The sequence below is a fragment of the Streptococcus nasisuis genome, from assembly GCF_040836615.1.
GTDB lineage: Bacteria > Bacillota > Bacilli > Lactobacillales > Streptococcaceae > Streptococcus > Streptococcus suis_V.
The window spans coordinates 2,582,274-2,594,199 of record NZ_CP162268.1 but is presented as its reverse complement, the minus strand read 5'-3'; the positions used below and the strand labels follow the sequence as shown (position 1 = coordinate 2,594,199).

14 protein-coding genes and 3 tRNA genes are annotated in these 11,926 nt (G+C 36.3%); 5 read left to right on the top strand and 12 right to left on the bottom strand.

What is annotated here, in order from left to right; translation table 11 throughout:
• Nucleotides 1–188: 188 nt before the first annotated feature.
• Together AB1F57_RS13070 and AB1F57_RS13065 are read right to left on the bottom strand one after the other, a co-directional pair.
• Complete coding sequence (locus tag AB1F57_RS13070; protein WP_167786136.1) at nucleotides 189–965, bottom strand: ParB/RepB/Spo0J family partition protein; 777 nt, start codon at nucleotides 963–965, stop codon at nucleotides 189–191.
• A 67-nt stretch (nucleotides 966–1,032) separates the two neighbouring features.
• Nucleotides 1,033–2,217, bottom strand: a complete 1,185-nt coding sequence (locus AB1F57_RS13065) for a trypsin-like peptidase domain-containing protein (RefSeq protein ID WP_167786135.1) — start codon at nucleotides 2,215–2,217, stop codon at nucleotides 1,033–1,035.
• Nucleotides 2,218–2,408: 191 nt separating this feature from the next.
• Between AB1F57_RS13065 and rlmH the strand changes: the two genes are divergently transcribed.
• Both rlmH and AB1F57_RS13055 read left to right on the top strand, forming a co-directional pair.
• The gene (gene rlmH / locus AB1F57_RS13060; protein WP_105138553.1) at nucleotides 2,409–2,888 is read left to right on the top strand and encodes a 23S rRNA (pseudouridine(1915)-N(3))-methyltransferase RlmH; all 480 of its coding nucleotides are present in this window, start codon (nucleotides 2,409–2,411) and stop codon (nucleotides 2,886–2,888) included.
• 28 nt (nucleotides 2,889–2,916) lie between these two features.
• A complete protein-coding gene (locus tag AB1F57_RS13055) occupies nucleotides 2,917–3,594 on the top strand; it encodes a YoaK family protein (RefSeq protein WP_105138554.1) in 678 nt (225 codons plus the stop codon).
• Here the strand turns inward: AB1F57_RS13055 and AB1F57_RS13050 are convergent.
• Nucleotides 3,592–3,665: transfer RNA gene (locus AB1F57_RS13050), tRNA-Arg, on the bottom strand. The genes AB1F57_RS13055 and AB1F57_RS13050 overlap by 3 nt on opposite strands.
• Before the next feature lie 124 nt (nucleotides 3,666–3,789).
• On the opposite strand from AB1F57_RS13050, the gene AB1F57_RS13045 reads away from it, so the two are divergent.
• Both AB1F57_RS13045 and AB1F57_RS13040 read left to right on the top strand, forming a co-directional pair.
• Nucleotides 3,790–3,861, top strand: a tRNA-Glu gene (locus tag AB1F57_RS13045).
• A 5-nt stretch (nucleotides 3,862–3,866) separates the two neighbouring features.
• Nucleotides 3,867–3,939 (top strand) — tRNA-Asn (locus AB1F57_RS13040).
• Nucleotides 3,940–4,111: 172 nt separating this feature from the next.
• On the opposite strand, the gene AB1F57_RS13035 is transcribed toward AB1F57_RS13040, so the two are convergent.
• The 8 genes from AB1F57_RS13035 to AB1F57_RS13000 all read right to left on the bottom strand — a co-directional run bounded on the left by AB1F57_RS13035 (nucleotide 4,112) and on the right by AB1F57_RS13000 (nucleotide 10,469).
• Nucleotides 4,112–5,233: a site-specific integrase gene (locus AB1F57_RS13035; RefSeq protein WP_171997235.1), complete on the bottom strand. Its 1,122-nt coding sequence runs from the start codon at nucleotides 5,231–5,233 to the stop codon at nucleotides 4,112–4,114.
• A 62-nt stretch (nucleotides 5,234–5,295) separates the two neighbouring features.
• Nucleotides 5,296–5,631: a DUF771 domain-containing protein gene (locus tag AB1F57_RS13030; protein ID WP_367985868.1), complete on the bottom strand. Its 336-nt coding sequence runs from the start codon at nucleotides 5,629–5,631 to the stop codon at nucleotides 5,296–5,298.
• The gene (locus AB1F57_RS13025) at nucleotides 5,628–5,894 is read right to left on the bottom strand and encodes a hypothetical protein (RefSeq protein WP_141600169.1); all 267 of its coding nucleotides are present in this window, start codon (nucleotides 5,892–5,894) and stop codon (nucleotides 5,628–5,630) included. Before AB1F57_RS13025 ends, AB1F57_RS13030 begins: the two co-directional genes overlap by 4 nt.
• Nucleotides 5,895–5,919: 25 nt before the next feature.
• Nucleotides 5,920–6,767, bottom strand: a protein-coding gene (locus AB1F57_RS13020) for an IS630 family transposase (RefSeq protein ID WP_367985866.1) whose coding sequence is annotated in 2 segments (ribosomal slippage) — nucleotides 5,920–6,464 and nucleotides 6,464–6,767 — 849 coding nt in all. Because the reading frame shifts where the segments join, the coding sequence is not laid out codon by codon here.
• An 83-nt stretch (nucleotides 6,768–6,850) separates the two neighbouring features.
• A complete protein-coding gene (locus AB1F57_RS13015; protein ID WP_367985865.1) occupies nucleotides 6,851–8,215 on the bottom strand; it encodes a Rep family protein in 1,365 nt (454 codons plus the stop codon).
• Between the two features lie 175 nt (nucleotides 8,216–8,390).
• Nucleotides 8,391–9,794, bottom strand: coding sequence for an FtsK/SpoIIIE domain-containing protein (locus AB1F57_RS13010; protein WP_367985863.1), 1,404 nt, complete (start codon nucleotides 9,792–9,794; stop codon nucleotides 8,391–8,393).
• Nucleotides 9,795–9,826: 32 nt separating this feature from the next.
• A complete protein-coding gene (locus AB1F57_RS13005) occupies nucleotides 9,827–10,066 on the bottom strand; it encodes a hypothetical protein (protein WP_367985862.1) in 240 nt (79 codons plus the stop codon).
• A complete protein-coding gene (locus tag AB1F57_RS13000) occupies nucleotides 10,059–10,469 on the bottom strand; it encodes a hypothetical protein (protein ID WP_367985860.1) in 411 nt (136 codons plus the stop codon). Before AB1F57_RS13000 ends, AB1F57_RS13005 begins: the two co-directional genes overlap by 8 nt.
• Nucleotides 10,470–10,664: 195 nt before the next feature.
• Between AB1F57_RS13000 and AB1F57_RS12995 the strand changes: the two genes are divergently transcribed.
• Nucleotides 10,665–11,516 (top strand): hypothetical protein, encoded by an 852-nt coding sequence (locus tag AB1F57_RS12995; protein ID WP_367985858.1) that lies wholly within the window; start codon nucleotides 10,665–10,667, stop codon nucleotides 11,514–11,516.
• 21 nt (nucleotides 11,517–11,537) lie between these two features.
• Here the strand turns inward: AB1F57_RS12995 and AB1F57_RS12990 are convergent, their stop codons facing one another.
• Nucleotides 11,538–11,873, bottom strand: a complete 336-nt coding sequence (locus AB1F57_RS12990; RefSeq protein WP_367985856.1) for a helix-turn-helix domain-containing protein — start codon at nucleotides 11,871–11,873, stop codon at nucleotides 11,538–11,540.
• Nucleotides 11,874–11,926 lie beyond the last annotated feature (53 nt).

Here is an 11,926-nt window from a genome sequence, read left to right as displayed (position 1 = left end):
TTAAAGCCTCCCTTCCTAAAAAGTACTTATCTAAGTTTACCATAAAAGGAAAAAGTTTTCCACAAGAATAAAAATTTTCCACACTGTTTATAGCACTTATCCACAAGTTGTGAATAAGTGAATTTATCACGATAAAATCGGCTTTTTCCACTATTTATTCCTGTTTATAAGTAGGGGGATTATTTTTATTAGTCACACAATTTTTTTAAGGTGTTGATAATTCTTTCGAATTCTTCGTTGGAATCAAAGGATAGGCTAAGCTTCCCCTGACCAGATTTCTGCTGTCTAATCGTGACCATGGTTCCCAGGAGTTTCTGTAATTCAGTTTCTTGCTCCTTCAAAAAGAGATTTGTTTTCGGTGGGGCTTGCCTTTTCTTCTTTTTCTTTTTCAAAGCATTTTCCAGCCAACGAACACTTAATTGCTCCTGTTGGATACGCTCTATCCAGTAGACTTGTTTCGATTCAGGAAGACCGATTAAGAGGCGAGCATGCCCCTGGCTGATTTCTCCGGTTTCAATGGCGGTAATGGTCCTGTTACTGAGGCTCAGCAAACGCAGAAGATTGGAAATATAAGGGCGGGATTTGCCCATAATTTGAGCAATTTCATCGTGGGTCAGCCCCTTTTCAATCAATTTTTGATAGGATGCTGCTTCTTCAATGGGATTCAAGTCCGACCGTTGGAGGTTTTCGATAATAGCCTGCAGCATGAGCTGGTCATCGGATAATTCCTTTACAAGGGCTGGAATTTCTTCTAGACCGGCTAATTGACTGGCTCGTAAACGTCGTTCCCCAGCTAATAATTCATAGCCTATGAGAGAGGATTTTCGGACGATAATCGGTTGGATAATTCCATTTTCTCGAATAGACTGGGCTAGTTCCAATAATTTTTCTTGGTTAAAATGTTTTCGTGGCTGAAAAGGATTTGTTTGAATATCCTTAATCGCTATCTTTTTTAATTCTTCCATACAGTGACATTCTAGCAAAAAAAACCTTACTTTACAATGCTGTAAAGTAAGGTTTTTGTTTCAACTATTAAGAAAGGTCGTCCGTAGAGTGTGTCAACTTTATGTCAACCTTCTCTTCTTTGCCTTGACGGTAATAGGTGACTGTAATCGTGTCGTTAATTTTTTGTTTGTAAAGGGCACTATGTAAATCGCTCTTGCTCTCAATTTTCTTACTATTGATCTCAGTAATGACATCGTAGGTTTTTAATTTGCCATCAGCTGGTAGGCCTGACTGGGTTGAAACAACTACTACACCTGAGGTTAAATCTGTATTTGCCAGACCTGCTTTTTCTAATTGACTGGTTGACAGATCGGTCAAGTCGACCATGTGAACGCCCAAGGCTGGACGAACTACCTTACCATTTGTTTCTAATTGATTGATAATAGAAACAGCGTCATTTGAAGGAATCGCAAATCCCATACCTTCTATAGAGACACCACCATTATTGGCCAGAGAACTTGAAGTTATCTTACTTGAATTGATTCCGATAACCTGACCCTGAATATTGATGAGGGGGCCACCAGAATTACCTGGGTTAATGGCTGTATCTGTTTGGATTGCATTGGTGGAGATGGTTTGTCCGTCCTCTGTTTGAGAAGTGACAGTCCGGCTAAGGCTGGAAATAATGCCCTGGGTGACGGTATTGGCGTAAACACTACCTAAAGGACTACCGATAGCGATTGCTGTTTCTCCGACCTTAATGCTGTCTGAATTGGCAAATTCAGCGACAGAGTGGGCTTTCTCAGCATCGATCTTGATAACGGCTATATCTGAATAGGTGTCTGCTCCCACTAGCTGTCCACTAACTTTCTCACCAGATGCTAAGAGAATGTCAATTTTTTCAGCATTGGCAATAACGTGATTGTTGGTGACAATGTAGGCATCCTTGCCATCTTTTTTATATATAACACCAGATCCCTCTCCTGCCACGGCCAGCTCATCGGAGCTCTCAATAGTACCAAAAATAGAGCTGAGGCTATTTGGTGTAGGCTGCTGGTAATTGATGACAGATACTACGGCATCCTGTACTTTTTCCACAGCCTTGGTTGTTGAATTCTCATTTTGATACTGAACTTTGCTGATGGTGGTTTCACCAGACCCCGCTTGCTGTGGAGCTGCGGGATTTTGGAAAGAGGACGCAACTAGATAGCCACTGATTCCTCCTAGAAAACCAAAGGCGAATAGAATGATAAATTTCAAATACTTTTTCATGACTTTTTCCCTTTCAGATTTAATCCATTTTCTAAAGATTACACTCCCTTTCTTAATTATAACTTAAATTTTTCAAAATTCAATCCACAAGCTGTGGATAACTTTTTTATTCTGTGTATAGACTCCCTATTTCCTTGCTTTATTGTCCATTTCATCTGTTAGATAGTTTGTGGATATGTTACAATAGAAATATGAAAATAAAAGTGATTACAGTTGGAAAACTAAAAGAGAAATATTTAAAAGATGGCATTGCTGAGTATAGCAAGCGGCTCAGTCGGTTTACCAAATTGGAGCTGCTTGAATTAGCAGATGAAAAAACACCCGACAAGGCTAGTCAGGCTGAGAACGAGCAAATATTGGCCAAGGAAGCGGAGCGGATTTTATCTAAAATCAACGAGCGCGACTTTGTCATCGCTTTGGCCATTGAGGGTAATCAATTTCCTTCAGAAGAATTTAGCAAAAAATTAGAAGATATTACAGTAAAAGGATTTTCAGAAATTTCCTTTGTAATTGGAGGCAGCCTTGGATTGGCAGATTCGGTTAAAAAAAGGGCGAATTTGTTGATGAGTTTTGGAAAATTGACGCTGCCCCATCAATTGATGAAGTTGGTTTTGATGGAACAAATATACAGGGCCTTTATGATCCAACAGGGAAGTCCCTATCACAAATAGTTTCACGTGAAACAAGGAAGATGAGAGAATGAGAGAGTATCGTGTGTATGAGGGGCTAAGAGTGGCTACCTGTCTGACCTTTGTCAGCGGCTATTTGAATGCCTTTTCTTATTTGACCCAGGGTGGCCGGTTTGCAGGTGTCCAGTCTGGTAATGTCGTTTTGTTAGCTAGTCATTTAGCCCAGGGCAGCATCAAGAGTACAATTCACTTTTTAGTCCCAATTGTATTCTTCACACTGGGGCAATTTTTTACTTATTTAGCCAAAAAATATTTTTTGAAACACCGCTATCCTTGGCATTTTGGGAGCAGTTTAATCATTTTATGCTTGATTGTATTGACAATCGTTCTGACGCCCTTTGTCAATTCATTTTTTACTATGGGCTTATTGGCCTTTACAGCTTCCATCCAAGTAGAGACTTTTAGAAGTCTTAAGGGTGTCCATTATGCCAATGTGATGATGACTGGAAATGTCAAAAACGCAGCCTATATTTGGTTTAAGGGATTGATGGAAAAGAACGCACACTTGCAGGAAACTGGTCTAAATATCTACATTATTATTTTTGGGTTTATGCTTGGAGTTTGTCTATCTACTCTGTTTTCACAATCCTTTGGAGAATATGCCCTCATAGGTGTCCTCCCCTTTGTTTTGTATATCAATTGGGAATTATGGCAAGAAAAAAGACCCGCCAGAGCAGGTCGGAGATGATTCCAGCAGGATTCGAACCTGCGACCGTTCGCTTAGAAGGCGAATGCTCTATCCAGCTGAGCTATGGAACCTCTTTCAACTCTTCTATTTTACATGAAAGATAGGTAGCTGTCAAGTTGCCGGAAAGTGAAAAAAATCTGAAAAAATGTTGACAAAAATAGGGTCATGTATTATACTAGTTAGCGTACTGATAATGGTCCGTTGGTCAAGGGGTTAAGACACCGCCTTTTCACGGCGGTAACACGGGTTCGAATCCCGTACGGACTATATCATCCGCCATAGCTCAGTTGGTAGAGCGCATGACTGTTAATCATGATGTCACAGGTTCGAGCCCTGTTGGCGGAGTAAATAAAGCATTGAAAGCCTTGAGAAATCAAGGTTTTTTCTTGTTTTGGTCAAAAATTGGTCAATGAACTTACAAATATTTCAACTTCTACTATATCTTGGATAAGAATGAAAAAATAGTGAAAAATTGGCATGAATAATCATACAAAAGGGAAATTTGGTCAAAAAATGGTCAAGTGGTTGCTGACATGATTTTCCTAATTCTTTCAGTTTCTTCCTCCTCTTTTTCCTTAATAAGATGAGAGTAAGTTTCAATAATCTGCTTTGTGTCCTTATGACCTACGATTTTTGAAAGTGTCCAAATATCGATTCCTTCAGCAAGTAAAATACTTATGTAGGTATGACGAATTCCAGTAGCAGTTAGAACTTTTGGAGTTATATTTAGTTGATAAAGTAGTTCACTAAGACAAGTGTTGACTGTTTTATTTGACGGTACACCATATATATGATTAACAAATAGAAGATTTTCTGGATTTTTCAAGTTTAGACATTCTTGTTCTTTTAGTAGCTTGTCAAGCACTTCTATTACAGTATCGTCAATAGGAATATTTCGTACGGATGTTTTTGTTTTAGGGTCTGTAAACTCATGTTTTGTTGAATCGTATCGCCTGTAAGTTACAATTTCTTTGGTTTTCCAAAGTATGCAATCCCAAGTTAAGCCTAACACCTCACCAAATCTCATACCAGTCTTTAACTGTATGTAAAGAAGATAGTAAACTAAGTTGTCAGTATAGTTTACATTGTTGTAAAGATAATTAACTAACTTTTTATAATCTGCTTTACTATGAATATATTTATCTTCTTTTGATTTTGCTGGCTCTAATCCAGTTATCTTTACACCTATTGTAAAGTCATGGAAATCAAGTCGGTCTTGTTTAGCAAATTCTAGAACTTTTCTAACTTCAGAATTTAAACGACCAACATTATCACGACCATTAGTTTTAGCAAATTGATTGATAAAGAGTTGGTAGCGACTAGCCTTTATATTGACTAAAGGCATATTTCCAAAAAATTCTTCAATAAGTTTACCACGTTTTATGTGTTTGTTTAGTGTTGCTTGCTTTTTATTTAATGGGATGATGTGTAGTTCATACCACTTTTTCCAAAGTTCATGTAGGCTAATTTGTCTATCAATCTGAGAGCCTTTTAACAGTCGAAGTTCTATTTCAAGTGCTTCCATTTCAGCTTCTTTTTTAGTTCTAAATCCAGAATTTGAAGCAATAACTTTTCCTTTATCGTCAAAGATTCTATAATCCCATAATTTTTTCTTACCTCTTTGTCTATAAGATGCCATGTTGTTACCTCACTTTCATAAAAAGCAGATAACCAAGGGTTGTCTTGGTTATCATAGCATAATTATTTGAATATTTCTAGAAAATTCCGTTCGAAGAAATTACGTGTTTTGCTAGCCAGAAAGTAATAACGTCCGCCTTGATTCTGAGGATATTTCACAAAGCCGTCTTTATTTTGGTCAATATCGATTTGTTTGCGAATAGTAGGCTTATATAGAACATTTTCTAAAAACCAAGGTCTAGAGACTGAAAGTAATTCTAAGACCTCATTTAAGGTCATATAGCGTCCTTGAGTTGCTTCCTTTGTTAAATGATCATAATCTTCTTTAGAAATGATGATATGACTTTCAGGAAGCTGTATAGTGATAGGATTTAGTTTTAATTCAAATTTTGTGATCATACATTTGTCCTTTCATCTTTAGGATCATACTGATATTGAATATTGAAATACTCACTGACAAAGTCCGTTAAGCGGTTCATAAACCACCTCTGATTGTCCTTTTGTGAATTCAAACATTCTAACACTTGCTCAGAGTTCATCATAAGAATGTCAGTTAAAAAGTAGTCATAGCAGTTGAAACCTGTTTCTAGTTCAATAGTAGCTTCCATATTTTCAATTTCAAGCAATAAACAAATCAGATCTGTTTTTGTTAGTTTTATCATTTTACTTTACCTCGTTTTTGTATAGTCAATTGAAACAAGAGCAGGACAAAAGTGCCTCAAGAAAAGTATCACAATTTGGCAATACTTTTCTGAGGTGTTTTTTCATTTGAGCCCATGTTTTCTCAATGGGATTATACTCAGGTGAGTAAGGAGGAAGTGGTAAAAGTCTATGACCCTGCTCCTTGCATAACTCTTTTAGCTTACTCATCCGATGAAACCTTGCATTGTCCATAATGATAACAGATGGTCTATCTAAAGTGGGTAGTAAGAATGTTTTAAACCAAGCTTCGAAAAAGTCACTCGTCATGGTTTCTCTGTAGGTCATTGGGGCTATAATCTCACCGTTTATAAGACCTGCGACTAAAGATAGCCGCTGGAATCTTCTTCCAGAGACCTGACCTGTGATCAACTGACCTTTCAAAGATCGACCATATTCTCGATGAAAATATGTCTCAAACCCTGTCTCGTCAATATAAACAGGTGTCAAGTGACTTAAGTTATTAAATTCTTTAAGGAACTGATTTACTTTCTCAGGGTCTTGTTCATAGTAGGTACAGCTCTTTTTTTTCGAGTATATCCCATAGCTTTGAGAGCGTAATGAATAGCTGTTGGATGACAGCCAAATTCAGAAGCTATTTCAGTCAAAAAAGCATCTGGATGAGCTTCAAGATAGTTCTTTAATTTTTCTCTATCAACTTTTCTTGGTTTGGTTCCCTTAACTTGGTGATGAAGCTCGCCAGTAGTCTCCATTAATTTTAGCCATTGATAGATGGTGTTGCGTGAAATATCGAAAACAACAGATGCTTCAGTAATACTGCCGGTTTTCTGACAGTATGCGAGAACTTTTTTACGAAAATCTAATGAATATGCCATAAGTACATTATACCACAAATGTACTGTTTTTGTTTCATTGTGCTATAATATGAGATAATCAAGTAAGGGATTAGCTTACTTGATTAATCTCCTACTTGGTTTGGGTTGTCGTTTGAATCACTTTGGTCGGTAGATGAAACGGCAACTTTTTGTGTTTGTTTAGAATTTGACTGGTTATTTTGAATTTCAGATAGTAACTCTTGAGCAACCTTTGTTAAATCGGGTTCAGAATCCTCAGTGATGTTATCTAATTTCCATTCCTTGACTTTATTGAATTGTAGCTTTGCTTTTTCTTTTAAATCACGGGAAGCGTGATAGTACCACAATTCTATAATAAGCTTATTGTGGTTGTCATGATACATTTTGATAATATAGCGGATTCTACGCATTAATTGATGATATTCTTTCTTTGTAGGAAACCAAGCATCTACCCAATCCCAGTAAGTTTCAGAATTAGTTATAATCGTCAAATCATTGATGATATATGCATCTTTAAAGCGTGAACTAAGTTGGTTGGCTGAATCGGGTTCTAAAATTTGAAACAGCTCCCGATATGCCATACCACATGATGCGTCAAATTCATTGATGATCATTGTTTTCTGACCTTTATAGCCCGAGCCTAAATCAAAACGTTTTTTGTTAGTTGATGGAGTATGAGCGCCTAAACGATCATGTTGTTCTGCAATAAGTCGTGCTAAGAAAGATTTTCCACTATTTCCATCGCCTTGGATATAAATACTATTATGGTTCCGTTCTCCACGACTCATACGTTCAAACTCTTTTTGAATGTATTCTTGACGATTTTCTTCAAATTGTCGTTTATTTTGATTCCATGCTTTTTGGGCGGTTCGCTGTGTGAATTGCTCGAATAAATTTTCTTTGGCTTCAAGTGGTAGTAAGCCTTCTGATGAAATTTGATAACTCAGTTCTAAACAATAGTCATCAACCTCTAAGCCGTCTTCTGATTGTTCTTTGCTGTGATTTTTGATTTTGCCCATGATACTGTTGATATAGTCTCCATTTGATGATTGAATGACTTCCTCAACAGAATAGGGATATTTCCCCTCAGCCATATTTCGCTCATTTCTATGTGTCAAATACCTACAAGCTTTTATTGAGCTACGCACAACTTCAAGATTTTCTTGTCGTGAAATCTTTAATGCATTGTAAACTGATTGATAGCTATGTGCATTCTTAAAAATAATCACGAAATGCACGTGCAGGTATTTAGGTGTTCCGTCTTCATTGATATCCTTATCATGGTAAATGTAGTAAAAGACATCATCATCGTTTTGACAAAGCTCTTTGATGCGTTTTTCAACTGATTGTTTGAAATCATCTTCTGTAAGATTTTGATCAGCGTTTTTCTCATATTCATAAGAAATTTGTCCAAAATACTTCCGCTTTCGAGCGTTTGGATCAATTTTTTTTTGTTTCTTTTTAGTCATGTTTGACCTCCGTAGTGATTTTTTTTTGACACAAAATGATTGTAATGTGTCATTTTTGTTATGATAGATTTGATTATTTTTTTGGACGCCACAGACGGAGAGAAATGTGGCGTCCAAAATCATCAAAAAGGGTTCAAAATTTGACACAACACAGATTCAAATGATGTTCTAAATGTTAAGAGTTAGACGTGGATTGTTTTAATGATTTTCGTTTCTTGATACCGTATAGATAAGCTTTTTCAAAAATGCTGATCTTTTCAAGTCCATGTTCGTGCATGTTAATGTTCCAAAAACGCCTGGGCTTAGAGAATTGACCGTTAGATGTCATGATATAGCCGCTAAAACGCGGGGCATGATTATCAATATTATCTGTTTCGCCAAATACCATGCGGGCTAATTCATCTGTAATCGCACCGTTTGAGAGACAGATACGAACACCTAAATTATCACGAACAGCAGTAGAAAGTAATTCAGAACGTGGTTGCTGCATGCAGATACACATATAAACCCCACTACTGCGTGAGCGAGATACCACGGATAAAACTAGATCTTGAACCCTTTTCCGCTTTTTGGCATCAGTAATACTACTTAACATTGCAGAATATTCTTCAATGATAACGAGTTTCATTCTCATTTCTTGACCGAAATTGATAAATGTAGCACCAGTTATATCATCCCTTGCAGCTAATTGAGCAATCTCTTTTTCACGTTTAATGACTAGATCGAGCAAAGTTTCAAAATAAGCGAGGATTTCGTCACTATCTGAAATGATAGTACCTTTATCTAAAAAGTCCCATGAACTAAACTCAGATTTAACATCAAATATTGTTAAGTCAACTTCAGAATCAAACATGAAGACTTGAGCAATCATTGATTTCAAAAATGTTGTCTTTGATGATGAAGTATTGCCAACCAGTAGTAAATGAATATTTTTAACCATTGAAAAGGTCAATCCTGTTTCCACTGTTATTTCATAGTCATTTGCTGGCTTTAGTTCTGTGATACGTTTTGGATTCAGCTGTCTTGCTTGTGCTTCCTCAATACTATCTAACAGATAGACAAATTCTGTATTATCTTCAGATAGCCAGTAATCAAGAACAATTAAAGAGCGATTTTTCCCCACTAAACAAGCTGAGAGCATGTCAGCAAACTTTTCTAAATCATCAGTAGTTTGGTCAGCTAATTTATTGATAGTAACGGTAATGCGCCTGCTTTGCTTCGAGAAGCACGCAGTCGCTTTGGAAACATCTATGAACTTGCTGCCGACTTTTCGATTAGCAGTTGCTGAGTCCTTCAACGCATTATGGGTCTGATGCTCAATCAGTCTTAATTGACGATATCGAGAAAACGAACCTGCTTCTTTAATCCGATGAAGAAAACGCAAGAATAATGAACCATTGACAAGAAGCAAGACAGCTGAACCAAATATCATTAGATAGAATGCCCATTTACTGGGAGCCATAATCAGCTCTAGTTCAACTGCTTTCCTCATTAACCATTCACCAATCAACCCTGTGACTAGTAGCCCTACTCCAAGTAATTGAAGCAGGGTTACTAAACTAGGGTAGGCTCTCATCATATAGCCTAGATGTGAGTTTAAACGATATCTAATCATAACTTCTTACAGAGTTCTTCCAATTCAGCCCACATCTTACGACGTATCAATTCATAGTACATGTAAGCACGAATAAAATCAGTATAGCGGCCATTTGAATAAGTCAGACTCAGATTGATAAATGCATCAACGATTTCCTTATCTTGTGTGCTTAGGTATTTTGCAAATACCCGTCGAAATTCAATCGGAAGCTTATCAGCTTCTAAATCGTCTAATTCTTGATAAATACTATCCATTAGCTTGTCCTCCTGTTGGACGTGTCATATTGACTTCTTTGAGTTGTAAGAGTGGTTTAGCACTGACTAACTCGGTCAACCAGTACCCACCGTTTTTAAAAGAGTATCCATATGCGGTAATTTCGTAAACAACTAATGGTTCAATGGAAAGAGGTTTATCAATCGGAGATAATAAAGTTACGGTCTTACATTCTTGACCAACTGTTGAAAATTGATATTTGAGTTTTGAAGCCGTATCTTCTTTTTTATCGTAACCACGTTGATCCTTGATTTTTTGACCATTCTCATCACGAAGATAGTCTTTATACGGTGTGGCAACTGAACCCAAGTTCACTGCGGTAACTTTAATAGTCTCTTCAGAAGACTTATTAGCATTTGATACGATTTGATTAAACATAGACATAATGGTTCTCCGCTTCCTACTAGAGGAAGGTTTCTAAAAATATTTAAATCGTAAATAGTTGAACGTTCTTTATTTACATCTCTTATTGTATTATAAAAATTGGGTGCAAAAATGACAAAAATAAAATATTTTTAACTTAAAAACCACCCAAGTTTTATGGTATAATATATTAAACTGGAAGAGAGGTATCGAAGTATGAATACTGATGAAGCAATATATTCAATGATTAGCCAACGTGTAAAAAAGCGCAAAAAAGAAAAAGGGTACAATAATATTGATATTGTATTATCTGACCCTAATGTAGTTACAAATATTGTAAATAATAAGCGGTATAAGAAGAACAAGTATTTATTAACCCCAGCTTATGCGAAGGAAATTACTAGTAATTTATTTTTTGAATCAACATACACTCTTATTTGGGGTAACGAACAAGAACGTGAAGCCTATTTTGGCAAGTTGTTTTTTGTTGGAATTGATTATCTAATGAAAAAATATCCAACTATTGTAGAGCAAGCCTTGTGTTATTATGTACCATTTGCTTACCAATTAGCCCTGAAAGAATGGAAGACAAAATATGGCAACGGTATTGGTTTGTTGTTGCCAAGGTTTGATTATACAGAAAGTGAAGATCAGAGATTGTTAGCGACCCAAGTTCTGTACAATCATTATCAAGCTGAATTTGCAATAGAACACTTTGCTTATTTTGGGAAACGCTATACAAAAAAATTGGAAGAGCATATTAAATTGTTTTTTGAAACAAAGTTGTTAGCTATTCTAGAAAAAGGTGCTTTATTTAATAGGGGGAAACAATGTTACGATTTAATTTCAGATAGTTTGACTTTGGCAACGGATATGACATTTGATGCACTACCTCATCCATTTAGTGATAGTGAGTATCGACCACAATTTGATTTTGCACAGTCAACAGATATTTTTATTCAATCGTTAATTGATTATCAATCGCAGATGGAGGGAGAAGTGAAATTAGTTGATAATGTAAGTAGGTGGCATGTGGATTTACTATATAAAAATAATGAAAACCGCTAGGATTCATTAAATCTTAGCGGTTCATTTTTGCTTAAATTGGTTGATGATGGTGTTAAAAGCAGATAGTATTTCTTTTTGCTGTTTTTCAGGTAAGTTTTTTAGGTTGCTAACTAGGTCAGCTATGCTTGGATCTTCGTCTTTTGGGGTAATGTCGAAAAATGATGCGATATCAGAATTCAGTGCTGTCATAACTTTTTCTAACGTATTGATTTTGATATTAGTTTCTAGGTGTTCTAATTTATAGACGTAATTAGTACCCAAATCAGCCATTTCTTCAACTTGTTCTTGTGTTAGCCCTTTTTGCAACCTTAAAAGGCGAATACGTTTGCTAATAAACTTTTGTAATGATTCTTCCATTCTGCACCTCTTATTAGCAATAATACAGGTTTTATCTGTATTTATTAAGTTCT